This window comes from Candidatus Pelagibacter sp. PS_43 (assembly GCF_059417795.1).
In genome coordinates this window covers 681,208-702,811 of the sequence record NZ_CM182066.1, presented here as the reverse complement: position 1 = coordinate 702,811, position 21,604 = coordinate 681,208, and the positions used below count along the sequence as shown (strand labels likewise).

At 28.5% G+C, this 21,604-nt stretch carries 19 protein-coding genes; 8 read left to right on the top strand and 11 right to left on the bottom strand.

All coding sequences use genetic code 11. The features are described from left to right. Nucleotides 1-1,083, top strand: coding sequence for a sulfite exporter TauE/SafE family protein (locus AC5SLL_RS03855; RefSeq protein WP_494586162.1), 1,083 nt, complete (start codon nt 1-3; stop codon nt 1,081-1,083). Here the strand turns inward: AC5SLL_RS03855 and AC5SLL_RS03850 are convergent. The 3 genes from AC5SLL_RS03850 to AC5SLL_RS03840 are packed head-to-tail and all read right to left on the bottom strand — an operon-like array spanning nt 1,080 to nt 3,632. Next, on the bottom strand, nt 1,080-2,153 hold the full coding sequence (locus AC5SLL_RS03850) for a YeiH family protein (protein WP_494586161.1): 1,074 nt from the start codon (nt 2,151-2,153) through the stop codon (nt 1,080-1,082). The two genes, AC5SLL_RS03855 and AC5SLL_RS03850, sit on opposite strands and share 4 nt — an antisense overlap. Nucleotides 2,154-2,175: 22 nt before the next feature. After that, on the bottom strand, nt 2,176-3,342 hold the full coding sequence (locus AC5SLL_RS03845; protein WP_494572649.1) for a UxaA family hydrolase: 1,167 nt from the start codon (nt 3,340-3,342) through the stop codon (nt 2,176-2,178). Nucleotides 3,343-3,347: 5 nt separating this feature from the next. Further along, nucleotides 3,348-3,632 carry a UxaA family hydrolase gene (locus tag AC5SLL_RS03840; RefSeq protein WP_494586160.1) on the bottom strand — a complete coding sequence of 95 codons (285 nt, stop codon included), beginning with the start codon at nt 3,630-3,632 and terminating at the stop codon, nt 3,348-3,350. 113 nt (nt 3,633-3,745) lie between these two features. Between AC5SLL_RS03840 and xsc the strand changes: the two genes are divergently transcribed. Beyond that, complete coding sequence (xsc, locus tag AC5SLL_RS03835; RefSeq protein WP_494586159.1) at nt 3,746-5,530, top strand: sulfoacetaldehyde acetyltransferase; 1,785 nt, start codon at nt 3,746-3,748, stop codon at nt 5,528-5,530. A gap of 194 nt (nt 5,531-5,724) precedes the next feature. On the opposite strand, the gene AC5SLL_RS03830 is transcribed toward xsc, so the two are convergent. After that, nucleotides 5,725-6,612, bottom strand: a complete 888-nt coding sequence (locus AC5SLL_RS03830; protein WP_494586158.1) for a phytanoyl-CoA dioxygenase family protein — start codon at nt 6,610-6,612, stop codon at nt 5,725-5,727. Next, nucleotides 6,602-7,975, bottom strand: a complete 1,374-nt coding sequence (locus AC5SLL_RS03825) for an SGNH/GDSL hydrolase family protein (RefSeq protein ID WP_494586156.1) — start codon at nt 7,973-7,975, stop codon at nt 6,602-6,604. The genes AC5SLL_RS03830 and AC5SLL_RS03825 overlap by 11 nt, the downstream gene beginning before the upstream one ends. A gap of 173 nt (nt 7,976-8,148) precedes the next feature. Between AC5SLL_RS03825 and AC5SLL_RS03820 the strand changes: the two genes are divergently transcribed. From AC5SLL_RS03820 to AC5SLL_RS03795, 6 genes are all read left to right on the top strand, one after another. Then, entirely contained in the window at nt 8,149-10,170 is a 2,022-nt protein-coding gene (locus AC5SLL_RS03820) for an acyltransferase family protein (RefSeq protein ID WP_494586155.1), read from the top strand. A gap of 331 nt (nt 10,171-10,501) precedes the next feature. Beyond that, on the top strand, nt 10,502-10,885 hold the full coding sequence (locus tag AC5SLL_RS03815; RefSeq protein ID WP_494586154.1) for an SxtJ family membrane protein: 384 nt from the start codon (nt 10,502-10,504) through the stop codon (nt 10,883-10,885). 1 nt (nt 10,886) lies between these two features. After that, nucleotides 10,887-11,036 carry a DUF5989 family protein gene (locus AC5SLL_RS03810; protein WP_494586153.1) on the top strand — a complete coding sequence of 50 codons (150 nt, stop codon included), beginning with the start codon at nt 10,887-10,889 and terminating at the stop codon, nt 11,034-11,036. A 134-nt stretch (nt 11,037-11,170) separates the two neighbouring features. Next, entirely contained in the window at nt 11,171-13,006 is a 1,836-nt protein-coding gene (locus tag AC5SLL_RS03805; protein WP_494586152.1) for a carbamoyltransferase family protein, read from the top strand. Next, nucleotides 12,987-13,721: a hypothetical protein gene (locus AC5SLL_RS03800; protein WP_494586151.1), complete on the top strand. Its 735-nt coding sequence runs from the start codon at nt 12,987-12,989 to the stop codon at nt 13,719-13,721. Before AC5SLL_RS03805 ends, AC5SLL_RS03800 begins: the two co-directional genes overlap by 20 nt. 626 nt (nt 13,722-14,347) lie before the next feature. Further along, nucleotides 14,348-15,652, top strand: a complete 1,305-nt coding sequence (locus AC5SLL_RS03795) for an NAD(P)/FAD-dependent oxidoreductase (protein WP_494586150.1) — start codon at nt 14,348-14,350, stop codon at nt 15,650-15,652. 210 nt (nt 15,653-15,862) lie between these two features. Here the strand turns inward: AC5SLL_RS03795 and AC5SLL_RS03790 are convergent, their stop codons facing one another. Genes AC5SLL_RS03790 through AC5SLL_RS03765 form a run of 6 tightly spaced genes read right to left on the bottom strand, consistent with a single transcriptional unit; the run spans nt 15,863 to nt 21,538 of the window. Next, complete coding sequence (locus tag AC5SLL_RS03790; RefSeq protein ID WP_494586149.1) at nt 15,863-17,014, bottom strand: M24 family metallopeptidase; 1,152 nt, start codon at nt 17,012-17,014, stop codon at nt 15,863-15,865. 18 nt (nt 17,015-17,032) lie between these two features. After that, nucleotides 17,033-17,809: a fumarylacetoacetate hydrolase gene (locus AC5SLL_RS03785; RefSeq protein WP_494586148.1), complete on the bottom strand. Its 777-nt coding sequence runs from the start codon at nt 17,807-17,809 to the stop codon at nt 17,033-17,035. Next, nucleotides 17,809-18,594, bottom strand: a complete 786-nt coding sequence (locus AC5SLL_RS03780; RefSeq protein WP_494586147.1) for a M23 family metallopeptidase — start codon at nt 18,592-18,594, stop codon at nt 17,809-17,811. The genes AC5SLL_RS03785 and AC5SLL_RS03780 overlap by 1 nt, the downstream gene beginning before the upstream one ends. Beyond that, nucleotides 18,594-19,352 (bottom strand): SDR family NAD(P)-dependent oxidoreductase, encoded by a 759-nt coding sequence (locus AC5SLL_RS03775; RefSeq protein ID WP_494586146.1) that lies wholly within the window; start codon nt 19,350-19,352, stop codon nt 18,594-18,596. The genes AC5SLL_RS03780 and AC5SLL_RS03775 overlap by 1 nt, the downstream gene beginning before the upstream one ends. Further along, a complete protein-coding gene (locus tag AC5SLL_RS03770; RefSeq protein WP_494572642.1) occupies nt 19,353-19,943 on the bottom strand; it encodes a TerC family protein in 591 nt (196 codons plus the stop codon). Continuing rightward, a complete protein-coding gene (locus AC5SLL_RS03765; RefSeq protein WP_494572641.1) occupies nt 19,943-21,538 on the bottom strand; it encodes a GMC family oxidoreductase in 1,596 nt (531 codons plus the stop codon). The genes AC5SLL_RS03770 and AC5SLL_RS03765 overlap by 1 nt, the downstream gene beginning before the upstream one ends. Nucleotides 21,539-21,604: the final 66 nt, after the last annotated feature.

Genomic DNA, 21,604 nt, shown 5'->3' with positions numbered 1-21,604 from the left:
ATGGATGTATTTTTACCAATAGCACAAGTATTTGTTAACCCCATTGAAATACTTTTATTAAGTGCAATCGTTGGAGTACTCTCAGGTTTATTTGGTGTTGGGGGTGGTTTTTTAATGACACCATTTTTAATTTTTTTAGGTGTACCACCTGCATATGCGGTTGCAAATGAAGCTAACAATATTCTTGCAACATCGGTATCAGGGTCAACAACTCATTATTTAAAGAATACTTTAGATTATAAGATGGGTTTTATGATTGTGATTGGTGGAACAATTGGAACTGCTTTAGGTATTTACACTTTTACATATTTTAAAGGTATTGGAAAAATTGATACAGTTATTTCTTTAGCTTACATGTATATACTCGCAATAATTGGTACATTGATGTTAGTCGAAAGTCTTAGAGAAATAGATAGAGCAAAAAGAAACCTTGTAGTTAAAAAAAAACTACATGTACATTATTGGATACACGGTCTTCCATTAAGAATGAGATTTCCAAAATCAAAATTATATGAAAGTATATTTACTCCAATTATAATTGGTTTGCTCGTAGGGTTTATTGCTGCAATCATGGGGATAGGTGGTGCTTTTATATTAGTACCTGCAATGATTTATATAATTAAAATGCCCACAAAATTAGTTCCAGGAACTTCTTTGTTTGTGACAATCTTTGTCAGTGTCATAGTTACTTTTTTACATTCATTTAATTTTGGATCAATAGACTTGATGTTGGTTACAATGTTAGTTGTTGGATCAATCATAGGAGTTCAAATAGGACAAAAACTTGGTGAAAAAATTGATAGCTCAGGGTTAAAAGCATTATTAGCAATTTTATTACTAATAGTTGGAATAGCTATTGCTTATGAAACATTTTTTGCTGAGCAAGTAGATAAAGAAACAATACAAGTGTTAGTTTCAGATTTAAATTTTTTCTCATTATTTATCTTAGAATTTTCTGAAGATATGCCATTTTTCTATGGACTATTTTCAATTATGTTTGCAATTACTTTAGGGGTAGGCGCTGCACTTATTAGGCGTGTTATTTCTAATTTCAAAAAAAAGATGTTACTAAAAAAGTCTTAGTTTAAAAAATTAATATAAAATTCTATAGTCAAAATACTAACCAAACCTACTGTCGCCATTCCTATAAACCCCACGACAAAAGGCTTGTAACCCATACCCTTAAGATCTTTGAGGTTAGTTGATAAACCAATAGCTGCCATCGCCATTGTTAAGAAAATTTTTGATGATAATTTAATTATTTTGACTGTATCTAGCCATAATTCATTATAAGATGTTAAGAAAAATAGATCTCCAACATTTCTAAAAATTATCATAACTACAAAACCTATTACAAAATAAGGAAAAATTGCAATTATTGAATAGTCTTTTTTAACAACATTATTTCTATTATAAAGAAATGCAAAAAGAGGAATCATTATTACTAGAAATGTATTTCTTATTAATTTTGTTACCGTTGCAACATTCAGTGTTTCGGGACTATTAAATTGTTGATCATAAATAAGTCCAGCAGCAGCTACTTGAGATGTTTCATGAATTGATGTCCCCAAAAATAAACCAACAAACATTGGCTCAGCATCAAAATAATGGTTGGCAAAATAAGGGTATAAGAGCATTGATAAAATTCCAAACAATGTGATGTTAGCGATTGCATAGGATACTTCATTTTTTTTTGCACCTATTACAGGAGCAGTCGCCATAATTGCTGTTGTCCCACATACGGTGCTGCCAATAGAAATCAAATAGGCCATTCTTGTAGGGATTTTGAGTTTTTGAATTAATAGCTTTATAACTATCAGTACAGCTACAATACAAATTATAATTAAAGGTATTGCTATTGCACCAAATTCTATAAACTCAAAAGGTTTTAACTGAATTCCTAAACAAATTATTCCAAGTTTGAGAATATATGACTGAGTAAATTCTAAACCTTTAACGAAGTTGTTTCTCATTTGAAATATGTTTCCAAAAACCATTCCAAGTAAAATAGCAATCATTGCTGTAGATATTGGGCTTTTTTCATAGCCCAATAATTCAATTCCAATGATATTATTAAAACCCTGAGATAAACTGTAGAGAACAAATGCTAAAATAATACCTGGTACAACGACCAGGTATTTTTTAAATATCATGAATATTTATTAGATTTTATTATTAAGCACTTCTGTAAAGTTTAGTCATAACAAACTCTTTATGACCTAAAGCTTCTGCGCAAGTCAATCTGCCATTAGCAACTCTAATCATCGATTTAATTAATTCATCACCTGCTTCAGACATGTTCATCTCACGTGATAATATTTTTGATACATCACAATCAATATGTTCACCCATGCCTTTTACAGTTAATGGGTTGGCAGTTAATTTTACAACTGGTTCAATAGGGTTACCTACAATATTACCTTGACCTGTTGGGAATAAATGAATATTAAATCCAGCAGCTGCTTGAAGGGTAATACACTCTGCTGCAGCAGATGAAGTATCCATAAAGTATAATCCTTTTCCTTTAGTAGGTTCTTCAGCTGGCTCTAAAACATCGATAAATTTACAATTTCCAATTTTTTGGAAATTTCCAAACGCTTTTTCTTCAATTGTAGTTAATCCACCTGCAATATTTCCTGCAGTTGGTTGACTTTCAGAAAGGTCATCTGTTGCTTCTTTTAAAATAAAATCGTTGTAATCACTCCATGTTTTCATGAACTTTTTTGAGGCTTCAGGGGTTGCACCACGTGTAGCACAAACTTTTTCAGCGCCAGTTAACTCTGATGTTTCACCAAAACATAAATGAACTCCTAATGGCTCTAATTTATCCATCAGGTTTCCAACAGTTGGGTTAGCAGCAAGACCTGATGTTGTATCAGATTCACCACATTTAACCGAAATCCATAAATCGCTTAAAGGACATTCTTCTCTTTGTTTTTCAGAAGCCCACATTGCAAATTCTTGAGCTTTTTTAGAAGCTTTCATAATTGTTCCAATATCACCAGTTCTTTCAATATGAAATCCTTCAACAGGTTTTCCAGTTTTAGCAATTTCATCAACGATTCTTTTTGTCCACTTAGGTTCAATCCCAATAACAATTACAGCAGCAACGTTAGGGTTTTTTCCAGTCCCAATCATTGTTCTAAAGTGTAAATCTAAATCAGCACCAAATTGAAGTCTTCCATAAGAGTGAGGAAGGGCAATTGTTCCTTTAATGTTGTTTGCTACAGCTTCAGCACAAGCGTTTGAAATATCATCTACAGGCAAGATGATTACATGGTTTCTAGTACCAACTCTGCCATTTTCTCTTTTATAACCTAAAAAACTTTTTGGAATTTCCATATTTTTTACCACTTCTTAGTTTTTACATTATGAACATGAACATGCTCACCTTTTTTGATTGATTTAATTACTTTTCCAATATCATGACCATATTTCAAAATAGTGTCACCTTCGTTAAGATCAACCATTGCAATTTTATGTCCTAATTGAATTTCGTCAACAGATTGAATTTGAACTGTTTTATCATTCTCCATAATCCAGCATGCACAATCTTGTTTTGGAGTGATTTTATCAATAACAACTACTCCTACGTTGTCTTTCTCATCATGTATTATAATATCTGTGGCCATAATTGGGTCAATTTGTTTGTTTGAAATTTTTTAATTCTTATATATTAATCTTAATAATTAACAAATTATTTATAGATTTTTTTAACAAACTTAAGCAGGAAGGCCTAATTATTATGACTAAAATGACAACTGAAGAAGCTTTTGTAAAGGTTTTACAAATGCACGGTATTGAACACGCATTCGGAATTATTGGTTCTGCATTTATGCCTATTTCAGATATTTTTCCTGATGCTGGAATTACTTTTTGGGATGTTGCTCATGAAACAAACGGTGGATTAATTGCTGATGGTTACACAAGATCTACTGGCAAAATGTCAATGGTTATTGCTCAAAACGGTCCTGGAATTACTGGTCTTGTTACCCCTATTAAAACTGCATACTGGAACCACACACCATTATTATTAGTAACACCTCAAGCTGCCAATAAAACTATGGGCCAAGGTGGTTTCCAAGAAGTAGAACAAATGAATTTATTTAAAGATATGGTTTGTTATCAAGAAGAAGTTAGAGATCCTTCAAGAATGGCAGAAGTATTAAATAGAGTAATTGAAAAAGCGATCAGAGGATCAGCTCCAGCACAAATAAATGTTCCAAGAGATTATTGGACACAAGTAATTGATATAGATCTTCCTCCAATTGTTAGACTTGAAAGGCAAGCAGGTGGAGTTGATGCAATTAAAAAAGCAGCTGACTTATTGTCAAACGCTAAGTTTCCAGTAATACTATCTGGTGCAGGTGTAGTAATTGGTGGGGCAATTGAAGATTGTAAAAAATTAGCTGAGAAATTAGATGCTCCAGTTTGTTCAGGGTATCAACATAATGATAGTTTTCCAGGAAGTCACCCATTAGCAGCTGGACCTTTAGGGTATAACGGATCAAAAGCTGCAATGGAATTAATTAAGAAAGCTGATGTTGTTCTTGCACTTGGTACAAGATTAAATCCTTTCTCAACATTACCAGGTTATGGAATGGATTACTGGCCTAAAGATGCAAGTATCATTCAAGTTGATATGAATTCAGATAGAATTGGTTTAACTAAAAAAGTCACAGTTGGTATTTGTGGGGATGCAAAATTAGTATCACAACAAATTTTAGCTCAACTTTCTCCAACAGCAGGAGATAAAAATAGAGAAGAGAGAAAAAATATTATTCACCAAACTAAATCTGCTTGGTTACAAGAGTTATCAAGTTTAGATCACGAAGATGATGATAAAGGAACAGTTTGGAATGCAGAAGCGAGAAAAAGAGATGCAGATAGAATGTCTCCTAGAGAAGCATGGAGAGCAATACAAGTAGGTATGCCTGATGATGTAATTATCTCAAGCGACATTGGTAATAACTGTGCAATTGGAAATGCTTATCCAACGTTTGAAAAAGGTAGAAAATATTTAGCACCAGGATTATTTGGTCCTTGTGGTTATGGTTTTCCAGCAATTCTTGGAGCAAAAATTGGATGTCCTAATACACCAGTAATTGGTTTTGCAGGTGACGGTGCATTTGGTATTAGCATGAATGAGATGAGTTCATGTGCTAGACCAGAATGGCCAGCAATTTCAATGGTAATCTTTAGAAATTACCAATGGGGTGCTGAAAAAAGAAATACTACTTTATGGTTTGATGATAATTTTATTGGAACAGAATTAGATCCTGAGTTAAGTTATGCAAAAGTAGCTGATGCTTGTGGTTTAAAAGGTGTAACTGTTCGAACAATGGAAGAAACTACGGCTGCAATAAAGCAATCTTGTGAAGACCAAAAAAAAGGGATCACAACTTTTATAGAAGTCATATTAAACCAAGAATTAGGTGAACCGTTTAGAAGAGATGCTATGAAGAAACCAGTTAAAGTGGCTGGGATCGACAAAGCAGACATGAAACCACAAAAATCATTGAACGGATAATATAAAAATAGCCTCTAAAAAAAGTTTAGTAATAGTTTATTTTACTATAAGTAAATTAAAAACTATTCAAATATTTGTCTTATTGATCTTCATGAAGAATTATTTAATCAAAAAAACCGATTACTCAGAAAAAGGATATAAGCTAATACTTTAAAAAATCTATTCATCAATAAATAAAAAGTAAAATGAATATTTTAGTTCGCACTGTAAGTTTTTAGAAGTCTTTCATCAAGTACTACTCCTAAATTTTTGGCTTCTAATTTTGTTTCTTTATCCCAGTTTGAATTTCCAAATATTATTTTCAATCCTTCATGTTTTGATTTTTCCTCCATGTAATTTTCTAATTGATAGCCTTTTGCTCCAAAAGTTGCAAAAATTACACATCGTTCCTTCCTAAGATCTTTGACCATAAAATGTAAATATTTAAATATGATATTTTCTATTTTAGGACCAAAACTTATATTATTTAAAAATTTTAATCTAACTGCACTTCCACTGTGTGCTGTTCTAAGATTCCAAATTACAATATCTCCTGCTTTTGTTTTTAAATTAACACTTTTAAGATATTGCTGTGGAAATAAATTTTTTAAACTATAGTTTTTTTTAAAAATTTTTTTTAACAATTGTCTGCCTGGTTGCAAAATACTATTTGATTTTGGCCAGATTTTTAATCCACCACTAGATTTATCATGATCTTGCAGATAAATACCAAATCTTAATAAGTTATACTTAGTTTTAAAAGGACATTCGTTATCATTTTTCGCGTCATTATGAAAAGCTCTACTGGGATTTTCGTTCCATCTAAATGAGCTCTCTCCCCAATATATTGGTTTTTCATCTAAAAGTATTCTTAACAAATCAACAATCTCATTTTTTAGAATTGCTTTAGATAATGAAGGATAACTTAAAACATCCTTAAGTGAAGATTTTGTTCTTGAAATATTTTTTTTTAAATTTTCCTCTTGAAGCTTAATTTCATTTCTTAAATCATTTATTTCATTAGGTTTAAAAACATTAGGAAGAATCACATATCCGAATTTGTTAAAGTGTTCTTTATAAACTGAATAAGAGTTAATATTCATTTTTAATATATCCTGATAAGTGATTGGAGATTATTTTATAACCATCTTCATTAAAATGTAAATAATATAAATCTGTTGGATTTTTAATTTCATAAAAAATATCATCATCAACATCAATAACTTGCAGATTCAAACTATGTGCTATATCTAAAATTTTTTTTTTGTTTCTAAATTGATCAGAATAAACCTCTCTATAGAATGTATTTTGGTATCTAGTTTTTTCTGGCAAATAAACAAAATATAATTTCCCTCCCCAGGAGTTAACCTCATTTTTTGCTAATTTTAAAATTTTTTTAAACTCTGGATCTATTTTTTTCTTAGAAATATTTTTTTTTAATATATTTCTAACAGCCCATAATCTTAAATATTTTGTATTTTCTAAAAAATCCTTAAATTTTGAAACGTGATTATTATTTAATTTTGTAATGCTGTCATTTGTTTGGTTTTCAAATAACATTTTTTTTCTGAAATCTTTTAAAAGCAGATTATCAATATTTTTTTGTTTTTTTATTAGATCTTGTTTAAAGTCAGGATGAAAATATTTTTTTAGAAAATCACTCGATAGTTCTGCTTTTAAGTCTTTTGTTAGGTCATTACCTTCATAAAAAAACCAAAATATCTTTTTTGGTTTAATAAATTCTGCATATTCTCTTAATACAACTAGCTCTTTTAAAGGTCCGTGACCTGATATACCTAGGTTAATTATACTTAAATCAGATTTTTTTTTCATATTTGCAGACAATGTATTTTTATTGTCTACACATGCTCCTTGTGCAAAAGAATCTCCAATCAAAACCACATCAATTTTTTTATTATCCCATTCTTTATCCTCGTTTCTAAAACCATATCTGTCACTCATGTAATTAATTTGTTTATTATTTTCATTACAATAAATGGTTTTAATTTTTGAAACACCAGAAACAGGAAAAATAACTTGATTATTATGTAAAAACTCTTTTTCAACTCTGTAATAAGGAATACTCTGAATATTCATTTTTTTGAAATCCTCATAGATTTTTATTTTAGATTCCTTGACTATTTTTTTATATTTAACTGTTGTTACTCTGTAATCAAATTTTAAAAAGTAATAAAATTCAAAAGTATAAAGAGAAATTATAGTACTAAATGTGATTATAACTAAGTATTCCTGAAATTTTTTACTAAATCTTAATGAGGTTAAAAAAAATAAAATTAAAAATAAAGATAATATATAATACTTAATATATTTTTCATGTTTTGAACCTTGGAAGTTAATTTCAGATATGTAGAAGGTATAAAGTAGAATCAAAAAAGAGAGTATTAAAAATAAAACTATACTAGTTCTAATAAATTGATTTTTGGCTTTTTGAAAAATCTTTAACATATCTTGTATTTAGATAAAAATCATAATAAAGTAAAAGAGTTAATCAGAAAATTTAATAATAATAAATTTAAGCTATTTAGTGACACAAAAACTCATTACTCAGAAAAAGTATATGGGTTAGTAGCTTCAAAAATCTATATAATAATAAAAAAAAATAATATTTTTAAATAATAATGCTTTACAGAAAAGAAATTGATGGATTAAGAGCCATTGCAATTATACCAGTAATTTTTTACCATACATTTTCCATTTCTTATGCTTCTGGGGGTTTTATTGGAGTAGATATTTTTTTTGTTATAAGTGGATATTTAATCACCAATATTCTTCTAAAAGAATTAAATGAAAAACAAACAATATCTTTTAAAAATTTTTTTATAAGGAGAATAAAAAGAATCTTACCAATTTTAGTATTCATTACAATAATATCAATCTATCCTGCTTATAAACTTTTATTCCCTTTTACATTTAAAGAATATGGTCAGAGCTTGATAGGTGTGTCTACATTTATTCCTAATGTGGTTTTTTTATTACAAGGCGGTTATTTTGCTGAACCAGACTCCTTGAAACCCTTGTTACACACTTGGAGTTTAGGAGTTGAAGAACAATTTTATTTTTTATATCCAATTTTTTTAATAGTATTTTGGAAAATTTTTAATAAAAAGATCATATTTATAGTAATTATTTTATTAATATTCTCATTAATTCTTGCACAAGATTTATCAGATGGTCTTTACACTAATTTTAACTTTTTAATTTTAGTGAGTAGGGCATGGGAACTTTTAGCAGGTTCTTTAGCAAGTTTATATTTACTTTCAAATTATAAAATAAAATCAATTTCACACAATAATTTATTATCAATACTTGGTTTTATTTTAATAATATATTCTTTAATTATATTTGATGAAACAATTCCTCATCCAAGTTTTTATACCTTAATACCAGTAGCTGGAGCTTTTTTATTAATTATTTCAGCTGATAAATTTACCCTCATGGGAAAAATATTAAGTTATAAATTTTTAGTCAATATAGGCCTAATCTCTTATTCTCTTTATTTATGGCATTTTCCTTTATTTGTTTTTTCGAGACATTTTAATTTTATGTACTCTGATAAATCACATAATTTTTATGATCTATCAATTCTTACTTATATTATTTTAATTATAATAACTTTTGTATTGTCTTTTATTACATGGAAATATTTGGAAAAACCTTTCAGAGATAAAAATATATCGCTAAAAAAATTATTTGGATTTTGTGGAATAGGACTTACTATAATTTTTGTTACTGGAAATTATATCTATCAAAAAGATGGACTAATTGAACGATTTCCATCTGAAGCATCTTTTTATCTAGAATATAACAACTCAAAATCACCATCAAATATGATTAATCCTTGCAAAGAAAGTTTGATAAAAAAAATAAAAAGCAAAGTATTATTCAAAAGTTTTCAAAAAAAAATAATTCCAGATAATTGCTCAAAACTAGGAAGTAAGAAAGAAATACCAGATACAGTTTTAATAGGAGATAGTTTCACTCATGGCTTGCTATCTCCTCTTAATGATTATTTAAATGAAAATAAAAAATCTATCTTTTATGATGTTTCGTCATGTGACGTACATAATTTTATGAATAACAATTTATGTAAAGATATTTTTGATTTTGTTTTAAATGACAAGAATATCAAAAATGTAGTTCTTTTCTTTAGATGGAGTCATAAATTTCATTCTGTAAATGAATATAATGGAGATTTTTATTGTGGTGAGTTTAAATGTAAAGATTTAAAACAAAAAGAATATTTTAAAATAAAACAATTTGAAATAGAAAAAAATTTTAAACTACAAATTAAAAAAATTTTAGACTCAGATAAGACTATAACCTTACTTTATCCTTTGCCAAGAATAGGAATAGATGTTCCGAATTATTTAGCTAAAAAAGTTTTAAAAAACGATAAAGTATTAGCCTTCATACCATTTGAAGAAAATGAAATGAAAAATTTAAAAACTGTATTGTTTTTTGACAATCTTAATGATGATATAAATAGAATATTCACAAAAGACCTTTTTTGTAACAGCTTTGTTGAAAATAAATGTGTTGCAAATTACCAAGGCAAAGTATTTTATTGGAACAAGACTCATTTGAGTCTCGACGGAGGATGGCTGCTTTTAGAACATTTAGTTAAAAACAAAATATTTTAGTTTTCTCTGCTAGTTTTTAGAAGCCTTTCATCAAAAATATGATCATTTATATCAATAACTTGCAGACTCAAATTATGTGCCATATCTAAAATTTTCTAAATTCTTAATGCAAATCTGAGTTAGACCAATTGTCTTTATTGTTATAACGATCGATCTCTTTTTTTGTGATTGGTCTGAATAGTACCCATATTATAACAACTAAAAATGCAAAAAGTATCAATGTTAGCATAATTCATTTTATTATAGACATTGGATCTGGTCTAGTGTCAAACTATTAATATTATAATTTTAAATCCTTTTAAATAACAACTAATTATCGTATTCTAAAAAAATGGATGATATCAAAATAAGTTCCAATCGAAGTTTTGGAATTGTTTTTTTTGTAGTATTTATATTGATATCTTTATACCCTTTGATTAATAATGATGGGATAAAAATATGGTCTTTATTTATTTCTTTAATCTTTTTAATTTTGGGTCTATTAAACTCAAAAATTTTAACACCATTAAATAAACTCTGGGCCAAATTTGGGATATTTTTAGGAAAAATAATTTCACCAATTATAATGGGAATTATATTTTTTTTTGTAGTAACTCCAACAGGTATAATTATGAGAATTTTAGGAAAGGATATCTTAAATCTTAAATATAATAAAAATAAATCATATTGGATTGAAAAAAATGGTCCAAAAAGTAAAATGAAAAACCAATTTTGATATGAGTTTTATAAAAGAGTTTTGGGAATTTTTAAAAGTTAGAAAAAAATATTGGCTTTTACCGATTATCATTATTCTTGCTCTGTTTGGCGGGTTGATAGTATTAACACAGGGTTCAGCAGTAGCACCTTTTATTTATACGATCTTTTAAAATGAAAAATATTTCTTTAATATTTTTCATTACATTATCTCTTATTTAATTTTAAATGTTCTTATTGTTTTTTTCTGACCCATTTTTGCAAAAATTAATTCCAATAAACATTCATAATAAGTTTTTAAATTAAGATGTCATACATTTTAGGAATTTCAGCATTTTATCACGACAGTGCAGCATGTATTTTAAAAAATGGAAGGATTATTGCAGCAGCGCAAGAAGAAAGATTTACAAGAAAAAAACATGACCCAAATTATCCACGTAATGCAATCGATTTTGTTTTAAAATTTGCAAATCTTAAATTGAGTCAAGTTGATCAAATAGTTTTCTTTGAAAAACCCTTTTTAAAATTTGAAAGATTATTAGAAACTTATGTTGCATTTGCCCCAAGAGGTTTTACATCATTTTCAAAGGCAATGCCTTTATGGATTAAAGAAAAACTTTTTCAAAAAAATTTCCTTTTTAATAAATTGAAAGAGCACGATATTTATTATAGATCTGATAAAAATATTTTTTTTTCAGATCATCATTTAAGTCATGCCGCTAGCGCTTTTTTTCCATCACCATTCGAGGAAGCAATTATATTAACAGCAGATGGTGTGGGAGAGTGGGCAACAACCACTGTTGCGATTGGTAAAAATAAAGATTTAGAAATAAAAAAAGAAATTCATTTTCCTCACTCCCTAGGACTACTTTATTCTGCATTTACATATTACACAGGGTTTAAAGTCAATAGTGGAGAATATAAATTAATGGGTTTAGCACCATATGGAAATCCAATTTTTGAGAATGAAATAAAACAACTCATTGATATTAAAGATGATGGGACTTTTCGATTAGACCAAAAGTATTTTAATTATGCAACTGGACTTACAATGACTAATGAAAAATTTCATAAACTTTTTGGTCAAAGTCCTAGAAATCCACAAAGAGAAAAAATTACTCAATTTCATATGGATATTGCAGCATCAATTCAAAATGTGGCTGAAGAAATTATGATAAATTTAGCAAAATCTATTCAAAAAGAATATGGGATAAGAAATCTATGTTTAGCTGGAGGTGTAGCATTGAATTGTGTTGCTAACGGAAAAATACTTAAAGAAAAAATTTTTGATAATATTTGGATTCAACCAGCGGCAGGGGACGCAGGTGGTTCATTAGGTGCAGCCTTAGCATTTTGGCATATTGAACAGAAAAATAATAGAGTGGTTAACACAAATGATGAAATGCAAGGTTCTTTCCTAGGAACGAAATTTACTCAAGAAGAAATTGAAAAAGAACTAAAATCGATAGGAGCAAAATTTGAAACTTTAGATTATGAGGATGTAATTAAAAAAACAGCTGAATATTTGTCAATTGAAAAAGCAATTGGTTGGTTTCAGGGTAGAATGGAATTTGGACCTAGAGCTTTAGGAGGTAGATCAATATTGGGAGACCCAAGGTCTGACAAAATGCAAAAAAATTTAAACTTAAAAGTAAAATATAGAGAAAGTTTTAGACCATTCGCTCCATCAATTTTAAGGGACGATCTGTCTAAGTGGTTTGATTTGAATGTTGATAGCCCATACATGTTATTAGTGGCTAACATTAGTTCAGATAAAAAAATTGAGATGACTAATGATCAAAAAAAACTTTTTGGAATTGATAAGTTAAATATAAAAAGATCAGAAATACCTGCTGTAACCCATGTAGATTATTCTGCTAGAATTCAAACGGTAACAAAAAATACTAACAAACCTTACTATGATTTAATTTCTAAATTTAAAGAAAGAACAGGGTGTCCAGTAATTATAAACACTTCTTTTAATGTAAGAGGAGAGCCAATTGTAAACACACCATCAGATGCTTTTAATTGTTTTATGGGAACAGAATTAGATTATTTAGTTATTGGAAATTGTATATTAGATAAAAAAAAACAAAATCAAGATTTAAAAAAGGATTATTCAAATGAATTTGAATTGGATTAATAAAATTGTAGCAAATATAGATAAAATTTTACTAATTATTATATCTATAATAATTTCATTATATTTAGTTGAGACATACTTGTTTTTTTTGCAAAAAAAAATTTATACTAATAACAGAATACAAATTGTAGAAAAAATTAATTTTTATGAGCAAGGCAAAATTTTAGCTGTTAACCCCAGTAATCATTTAATCAATCAAAAACAAGATTTTTTACCTCTATCAGGTATTTCTCATGAAAATACCATTTACTGTAATGAAGAAGGTTATTATGAAAAATATAATAGTGATAGGTATGGATTTAATAACCCAGATGATATTTGGGGCAACAGTATCATAGATTATTTATTAATTGGGGATTCTTTTGTACAAGGAGCATGTGTTCACCAAAAATATAATATTTCCTTTAACCTAAAAAAAATTTCAAATAAAAAAGTTTTAAATTTAGGAATGGACTCTAACGGGCCTCTACTTAATCTAGCAACGATAAGAGAATATCTGTTTAAAGATAAAGTCAAAAATGTTTTATGGTTTTATTATGAAGGGAATGATTTACATGATTTGCAAAACGAAATTCAATTTGATATTTTAAAAAAATATATTTCTGATGAAAGCTTTTCACAAAATTTGTTAAATCAACAATCTAAAATTAATAAATTTAATTCTGAAATACTTCATAGTAAATTTAAGGAACTAAAAAAAAATCAAAAAATATAAAAAAAGATCAAACAAAATTTAGTTTTAAATTTTATTATCTAAGAAATTTATTATTTTATAAAGATAATCAAAAATTATCAAGCGAGTTTGAAATAATAATTAAATCTCTAAAAAATTTTACAATTAAGAAAAATTTAAAATTATATTTTATTTATTTACCTGAATTTAAAAGATATAGTAGACCTGTCTATATAAATGACAATTATAAAAAAATTATAGAAATTATAGAAAATTCAAATATTGAACTTATAGATCTTCACAAAGAATTATTTAAAAATGAATATTCAGTAGAGTTATTTAGCAAAGAAAAAACTCATTATTCCAAAAAAGGATATAAGTTGGTGGCTTCAAAAATTTATGAAATCATTAAATAGAAAATAGATATTTAGCAATAGAGATAAAAAGCTTTAGCATTTATAAATAAAGTAAATCTTTTGTAAAAAATTAAAAGAAAGAAATTAAATGTTTATCTAATTAATTATTAATCAAGAACTTGACAGGCATGTTAGATGGGATGTTGAAAAAAAGTGGTTAAAATTGATGATTAAAAAAAAGACATGATCAAACAAGGTTCTTTGGTATCTTAAGATCTTTTAAAAATATCTTATCTGTCATAATCTAACTACATGAAAGTAATTAATGATACTGGTTGTAGTTGGATTAATGACCTTGATAGAAGATCTAATATAAAAAGTTTAGATAAAAATAAATCCTGTGATTGGTTAATAGTAGGTGCTGGCTATACAGGTTTATCTGCTGCTAGAAAATTATCAGAACTTCATCCAAATCAAAAAATCATTGTTGTTGATGCTCAATTAGCAGGTGAGGGTGCTAGTGGAAGAAACTCAGGATATTTAGTCGATACAACGCTTAATGATGGTTTTACATCCAATAAAGAACTTTCTAATTATAAAAAGAAGACAGATATTTATAAATTAGGAATTGATGTTGTAAAAAAGTTTATTAAAGAGCATCAGGTAGATTGTGATTGGAATGAAAGTGGAAAATACTTTGCCTCTTCAAATCAAAAAGATAGAAAGATAATAGAAAATTTTAGCAAAACTTTATTAAAATTAAATTTTGAACATAATATTTTTGATAAAGATGATTTAGGTAAAAGATTAGGTACAAATTTTTATAACCTAGCACTTTATACTAAAGGAGGAATTTTATTACATCCAGGAAAATTAGTTAGAGCAATGGTTGACACTTTGCCAGATAATGTTGAGCTATTAGAAAACACTCAATTAAATGAATGGTCAAAAAATAGTGATACAATTATTTGTAAATTTAATAATCATAAAATAATCACTAAAAAGATTATTTTTTGTACTAATGGTTTTTTAAAATCACTTGGTATAAAAAATAATTATAATTTTCCCTTAACTTTGACTGCAAGTATGACAAGACTATTAACTGATACAGAGTACAAGTCAATTGGTGAGCCCAGGGAGTGGGGAGTATTACCTGTAAGACCAATGGGTGCAACTATTAGAATGACAAAAGATAAAAGGATTTTAATTAGAAATACTGCAGAAGTTCATAGTCCTTTTAAAATGTCTAAATCAGAGTTAGATAAAAGATATTTAAATCAAAAACTTGGTATCAAAAAAAGATTTCCAAGTTTAGCAGATGATATTATTGAATCTAGTTGGTCTGGGGTTGTATCCAGAACTAGAAATAGTTCACAAATTTTTGAAAAAATAAAAGATAATGTTTTTGTAGCAGGTTGCTATAATGGTTCTGGTATTGGAGTTGGCACTTTATTTGGTGAACAGATAGCAATTAAAGCAAGCAATGAAAATAGTGATGAAATTAATATAATAGAATCTAGAAGTAAGCCTACTTGGCTCCCACCGCAGCCATTTTTAAATATTGGAATTAAAACAAGATTAATATTTGAAAGATTTAGATCTCGATCTGATGTTTAGTTATTGATTTCTTATAAGTGGATAAACTTTAGGGCTTAAATACTTAAAATTAGTAATCATAATTAAAAGTAATGTGGCAAACCCAATTCCAATAGTTACCTGCAAAAATATTGATTAAGAAATTTTTGACAATTAAGTTGAATCATTTGATTGAAACGTATTCTGTAGTAAATACAAATATCAAGCAATCAACTGAGGTACTAAAGTTAGTTAAAGAACAACTAAATCCAACTTTTGCTTACCTAATCTTTTGTTGCCATTCTCTGTCACAAGGTAGGTTTCCCCTAAATTCATTGCTAGTTTACTATCTGAATCCATTAATATCATGTGCATGAAGAAGACATTACCTGGAACAATTTTATAAGGATTACCTGTGTATAGCATTGGCCAGTCCATCCAATTGGGTGAGAAGGTTGTCCCTAATGAATAGCCACAAGCATTCATTCTTGATTTATTGTACCCAAGATCATCAAAAGTTTTAGCATGTACATCAAATACATCACCTGCAGTTTTTCCTGGTATTAGGGTTTTTGCACAATTAGTTAAAGCCTCAAGACATGCCTCATGCATTTTAATATGTTTTGGATCAGCTTTACCAATAGGAATGGTTCTAAACATTGCTGAGTGATAATGTTTATAAGTTCCAGCCCATTCAATAGTTAATTGATCAGTATCAGATAAAATTCTTTTTTCTGATTGATATCTACATAGTAATGCGTTGTGTCCAGAGCCTATAATATATTCATTTGCTGGGTAGTCACCGCCACCCTCTAAAACCACTCTTTGCATTTCTGCTAAAATCTTAGCTTCACTAGCGCCAGCTTTTGCATATTTCCATACTTCATCAAGAGCTTGATCGGCAAGCGCTGCAGCTTTTTTTACATAAACAATCTCCTCTTGAGATTTAACTACCCTATGTTTTGTAATTAATTCTGATTGATCTTCTACCTCACAATAACCTTTTAGAGATTTATTAAGTCTTAATGCATTACGACCTGTCATACCGTAAGCTTCATACTCAATACCAATTTTTTTATCTTTTAAATTTAGTTCATTTAAGATGATTTTAAGATCATCTGTTGGATTAGACTGGTCTTTATCTACCCAAATTCTTATATCTTCAATATTTGAAGTGTTTTGAGCCTGTCTTAAATCTGGAGCTCTTGTTAAAAGAATAATATTTCCTTTATGGTCTAATATTAAAGTTTGAAAAAAAACATAGCCAAAGGTGTCATAACCTGTGAGCCAAAACATAGATTCTTGTCTGAACATTAAAAGAGCATCAAGATTTTGCTCTTTCATAGACTTTAATGTTGCTAGTTTTCTTTTTTTAAATTCTTGTTTACTAAAGTGTAACGCCATTAATAAATTTTTTAAAAATTAATGAATAATTGCTTTGGCAGACCCAAGTTGATCTACTTTTCCAGTGTAAAGACCTTTGCCTAAAATTGGCACAACCCCAACCGTTGATCCAGTGAATACGTAAAAATCTTTATCAAGATTTACTTTATCTTTTTTTAATTCATTCAAAACAAATTTAAGTGAATTAAGCGGATTTATGTAAACAGTATTTGTATTTCCATTAACACTTTGCCCAATTTTTTTATTAGTAATATTTGTCTTTAAGTTTCCAATTTTTATTCTTTTATATTTCTTCTTTTGACCAATCAAAAATTTAACGTTAGCACCAAAATCACTACATAAATCACCAAAGCTAGTTATGCCTTTTTTCTTTTGTCTATAACCTATAACCTCAATACAAGGAGCCATATGTGAAATGTACTTTGTTACGTTTTTCATAGTAATTGATCTCTTGGATGAGAAAAAGTTTTTTTTAATTAAGTAGCAAACCTCAAGCTCTATACCTAAAGTAGATTTATTAATTTTCACTTTTTTTCCACTTTTGATAAAATTCTTTTTAAAAATTGCAGCGTAGAAAGGTTTCTTTTCTTTAAGTTTTTTCATTACAGGTATTCCAGTACCCGCAGCTTTAAATCCAATTATTGGATCTTTAATTTTACTCTCACAGAATTTTCTTAGCTTTTGAGCTTCATCTAATTTTTTTGTAAATTTAGCTGGAAGAGGAGCAATTATTTTATTGTTAACAAAGGCATTAACTAATTTATCTGCAGTTTTTTCTAATAAGGTTTTTTTCATTATTGAATGTTTAATATAGTTGCAGGATCTAGTCTAGTACCAAACCAATTAAGTCTTACATCGAGATGAGGCCCAGTTGATCTACCAGAGGAACCAACAGTTGCGATGATGTCTCCTTTTTTAACGTGATCACCTACATTTACAAAAATTTCATCCATATGCATGTAGAGAGTTGAAACTCCATGGCCATGATCAAAAATTAAAGTAGCACCAGTATAAAACAAGTCTTTTTCAGCCAAAGTAACTATACCGTTATTCATTGCTTTAATAGGAGTACCTTTTTTTTGAGCAAAATCTAAACCATAGTGTGGCCATTTGGGTATACCATTTAAAATTCTTTGACTACCATAAACACCAGTAATTATCGCATCATCAACTGGAATAATAAATTTTTCCTTAAAAAATTGTAAGTCACTTTCTATTTCTCTTGCATCGGCAATTAATTTATTTTCTTTTTTTATTCTTTCATAGAATTCTTTAGGAGGAGTCACTTTTTTTTTAGGCAAACCTTCTATTTTTTGAATATTATATTTCCTCTTTTGAATCTTTTTTATGATATCTTTATTGTTTTCAGTAATTATGATGTCAAATTTTCTATCTTTTTCAATTCCAAATGCAAAATAACCATCTTTTGAGACTTTAACTTTTTTCTTATCTACTAAAATTAAAGTACCAGGTTCAGTTTTTCCAATAATGTAATGTCCTTGAATGAATTTTCCCTCAAATTCTAACGCAAAAGATTGGGTTGTAAAAAAAATTGCTATTAATATTAGCAATCTAGGCATTATTGAGCAGTCCAGCCACCATCTATTATTATAGATGTTCCTGTAATCATAGATGAAGCAGATGAAGCTAAAAAACATACTGTTGTAGCAACATCACTTTCAGTAGCTGCTTTTCCAATTGGGATATTTCCAAGGGCTAATTTTTTAAATTTTTTGTTTTTAAAAAAGTTTTTAACCATAGGTGTTTCAACGAAAGTAGGTGCTACTGTATTTACTCTGATATTTTTTTTAGCTAACTCAACACCCATACCTTTTGTTAATCCTTCTATTCCAAATTTTGTCATATTGTATATGTTTCTACCGCTCATACCAACATGACCTAGTTGAGATGACATATTTATAATTGAGCCAGGTCTTTTTTTATTTTTTAGCATCTTTTTTACAACAAGTTGTGCCACGTTAAATGCTGCTTTTAGATTTAAATCTACAAGATAATTCATGCTTTTTTGTTTAATTTTTTCAAAAGGTTCTGGAATATTTGTCCCAGCATTATTAACTAAAACATCTATGATTTTAATTTTATCTAGATTTTCTTTTAATTCTTTGTAATTCATTACATCACAATTAACTTTGATAACTTTACCTTTTAACTTTTTTATTTCTTTTTCAAGCTTATCAAGATCTGATTGTGTTCTGCTTAATGCAATAATTGTAGCTCCAGCTTCAGCAAGAGCGATAGAGCAGGCTCTTCCCAATCCTTTACCAGCACCTGTAACTAATGCATATTTGTTTTTAAGGTTTATTTTTTGTAAATACATTTAAATAAATAATTTTAAATCAGTATAAATTAATTCGATTGCAACAACCAGTATAGCAATTAAACCAATCCAAGCTATCCATTTATATTCATTAATCCATCTTGAAATTACAGTGGCAGCTGTTGCCATAAGAATTATTGATAAAGCTAAACCAAATACTAATAATACATAGTGATCACCAGCAGCACCAGCTACACCCAAAACATTATCCAAACTCATTGTAAAATCAGCAAGTAAAACAGTCCATATAGCTTTCATAAAGCTTGAATTATCCACTTTAATATCTTCGTCACTTGACTGACCTTTGATTACGTCTGTGTAGAGTTTGTAGACTATGTAAAGAAGAAGTAATCCTCCTATCAATCTTAATCCTGTTATTTGCAATAAATAAGCAGTTAACATGGTAAGGATAATTCTTAAAATTACTGCACCACCTATTCCCCAAAAGATTACTTTTTTTCTTTGTTCAGGTGGAAATTTAGAAGCAACCATTCCAATAATAATGGCATTGTCTCCTGCTAAAACTAAATCAATAAAAATAATTTGAGTTAAAATAACTAGCTGTTCTGGGCTTATTAATTCAGCAAACATCAATTGTTAAGTATCATATCGGCACCTTTTTCTGCAATCATTATTGTAGGTGCGTTAGTATTTCCAGAAGTAATGTTGGGCATGATTGAAGCATCAATTACTCTTAAATTATTTATACCATGAACCTTTAATTGATCTGTAACTACTGCACTATCATCATTTCCCATTTTACAAGTGCCAACTGGGTGAAATATTGTTTGCGCATAGTCTGCTGCAGCTTTTAAAATTTCTTCATCCTCATTTAAATGAATTCCAGGCCTATATTCTTCTGGATGATATTTTTTAAATGTTTCTGATTCTAAAACAATTTTTCTAGTCAATTTAAGACCAGCTGCTGCAATTCTTCTGTCTTCATCAGTTGATAGATAGTTCATTTTTATTTTTGCGTAAGTTCGAGAGTCTTTATCTACAATACTTATATGTCCTCTGCTAGTTGGTCTTATATTGGAAACAGTAGGAGTGAATGCATGGAAATCGTGATTTTTAGTTGCACCTAAAGTATCCATGCTCATAGGTTGAACATGCCATTGCAAATCAGGTAATTCTATTGAAGGATCACTTTTAGCAAACATCCCAAGTTGACTGGCTCCTATAGTCATTGGACCGCTTCTATTAAAAACATATTCTAACCCAATTAATAAATTTCCAAAAAGACTATTAATCTTTTTATTAAGAGATTTTAAATTTTGAATTTTATAAATAGGTCTAAACATTAAATGATCCTGTAAATTTTCACCAACACCCTTCAATTCATGAACTATTTCAATACCTAATTTTTTAAGTTTATTTGAGTCTCCAATACCAGAAACTTGTAAAAGTTGTGGAGATCCAATTGCCCCTGATGATAAGATAATTTCTTTATCAGCACCGACAGTAAATAACTTATTATCAACCCAGTACTCAACCTCTTTAGCAATTTTATTTTCAAAATTTATTTTTTTTATATGTGCATTTATAATTATTTTTAAATTAGATCTTTTTTTAATTGGATTTAAATATCCAACGGCTGTACTACATCTAAATCCATCTTTTTCTGTAACCTGATAATAACCACAACCATGATTGTTGCCTGTATTAAAATCATCTGTTTTTGGAATTCCAAACTCTTCTGCTGCATTTCTAAATTCATTTAATAAAGGTAAACTCATTCTTTGATTTGAAATTGAAAGAGGTCCCCCAACACCATGATATTCATTTTTACCTCTTTCTTGATTTTCAGCTTTAATAAAATAAGGCAAAACATCATTCCAACTCCAACCCTTATTTCCTAACTGTCTCCAAATATCATAATCTCTGTGCTGTCCTCTTATATAAAGCAAACCATTAATAGATGAACTGCCACCTAAAGTTTTACCTCTTGGATATCTTATAGATCTATTGTTCATAGTTTCATCCGGCTCAGTGTTGTAACACCAATCCACATTAGGATTGTGCATAGTTTTAAAATAACCAACTGGTATATGAATCCATGGATAATTGTCTTTGCCACCAGCTTCAATTAAAAGAACTTTATGATGAGGATTTTCAGACAATCTGTTTGCTAGTACACAACCTGCTGAACCAGCTCCAAGTATGATAAAATCAAATTTGTCCATGACTTAGGTCTTATAATATCTAAAAAAATAAAATACTAGCGTTAGCAATGAAAATAACTTGGTTTT

Excerpts from the sequence above, each read along its gene's own strand:
- AC5SLL_RS03855 (WP_494586162.1), top strand. The coding sequence starts at position 1 with ATGGATGTATTTTTACCAATAGCACAAGTATTTGTTAACCCCATTGAA.
- AC5SLL_RS03850 (WP_494586161.1), bottom strand. The coding sequence starts at position 2,153 with ATGATATTTAAAAAATACCTGGTCGTTGTACCAGGTATTATTTTAGCA.
- AC5SLL_RS03845 (WP_494572649.1), bottom strand. The coding sequence starts at position 3,342 with ATGGAAATTCCAAAAAGTTTTTTAGGTTATAAAAGAGAAAATGGCAGA.
- AC5SLL_RS03840 (WP_494586160.1), bottom strand. The coding sequence starts at position 3,632 with ATGGCCACAGATATTATAATACATGATGAGAAAGACAACGTAGGAGTA.
- xsc (WP_494586159.1), top strand. The coding sequence starts at position 3,746 with ATGACTAAAATGACAACTGAAGAAGCTTTTGTAAAGGTTTTACAAATG.
- AC5SLL_RS03830 (WP_494586158.1), bottom strand. The coding sequence starts at position 6,612 with ATGAATATTAACTCTTATTCAGTTTATAAAGAACACTTTAACAAATTC.
- AC5SLL_RS03825 (WP_494586156.1), bottom strand. The coding sequence starts at position 7,975 with ATGTTAAAGATTTTTCAAAAAGCCAAAAATCAATTTATTAGAACTAGT.
- AC5SLL_RS03820 (WP_494586155.1), top strand. The coding sequence starts at position 8,149 with ATGCTTTACAGAAAAGAAATTGATGGATTAAGAGCCATTGCAATTATA.
- AC5SLL_RS03815 (WP_494586154.1), top strand. The coding sequence starts at position 10,502 with ATGGATGATATCAAAATAAGTTCCAATCGAAGTTTTGGAATTGTTTTT.
- AC5SLL_RS03810 (WP_494586153.1), top strand. The coding sequence starts at position 10,887 with ATGAGTTTTATAAAAGAGTTTTGGGAATTTTTAAAAGTTAGAAAAAAA.
- AC5SLL_RS03805 (WP_494586152.1), top strand. The coding sequence starts at position 11,171 with ATGTCATACATTTTAGGAATTTCAGCATTTTATCACGACAGTGCAGCA.
- AC5SLL_RS03800 (WP_494586151.1), top strand. The coding sequence starts at position 12,987 with ATGAATTTGAATTGGATTAATAAAATTGTAGCAAATATAGATAAAATT.
- AC5SLL_RS03795 (WP_494586150.1), top strand. The coding sequence starts at position 14,348 with ATGAAAGTAATTAATGATACTGGTTGTAGTTGGATTAATGACCTTGAT.
- AC5SLL_RS03790 (WP_494586149.1), bottom strand. The coding sequence starts at position 17,014 with ATGGCGTTACACTTTAGTAAACAAGAATTTAAAAAAAGAAAACTAGCA.
- AC5SLL_RS03785 (WP_494586148.1), bottom strand. The coding sequence starts at position 17,809 with ATGAAAAAAACCTTATTAGAAAAAACTGCAGATAAATTAGTTAATGCC.
- AC5SLL_RS03780 (WP_494586147.1), bottom strand. The coding sequence starts at position 18,594 with ATGCCTAGATTGCTAATATTAATAGCAATTTTTTTTACAACCCAATCT.
- AC5SLL_RS03775 (WP_494586146.1), bottom strand. The coding sequence starts at position 19,352 with ATGTATTTACAAAAAATAAACCTTAAAAACAAATATGCATTAGTTACA.
- AC5SLL_RS03770 (WP_494572642.1), bottom strand. The coding sequence starts at position 19,943 with ATGTTTGCTGAATTAATAAGCCCAGAACAGCTAGTTATTTTAACTCAA.
- AC5SLL_RS03765 (WP_494572641.1), bottom strand. The coding sequence starts at position 21,538 with ATGGACAAATTTGATTTTATCATACTTGGAGCTGGTTCAGCAGGTTGT.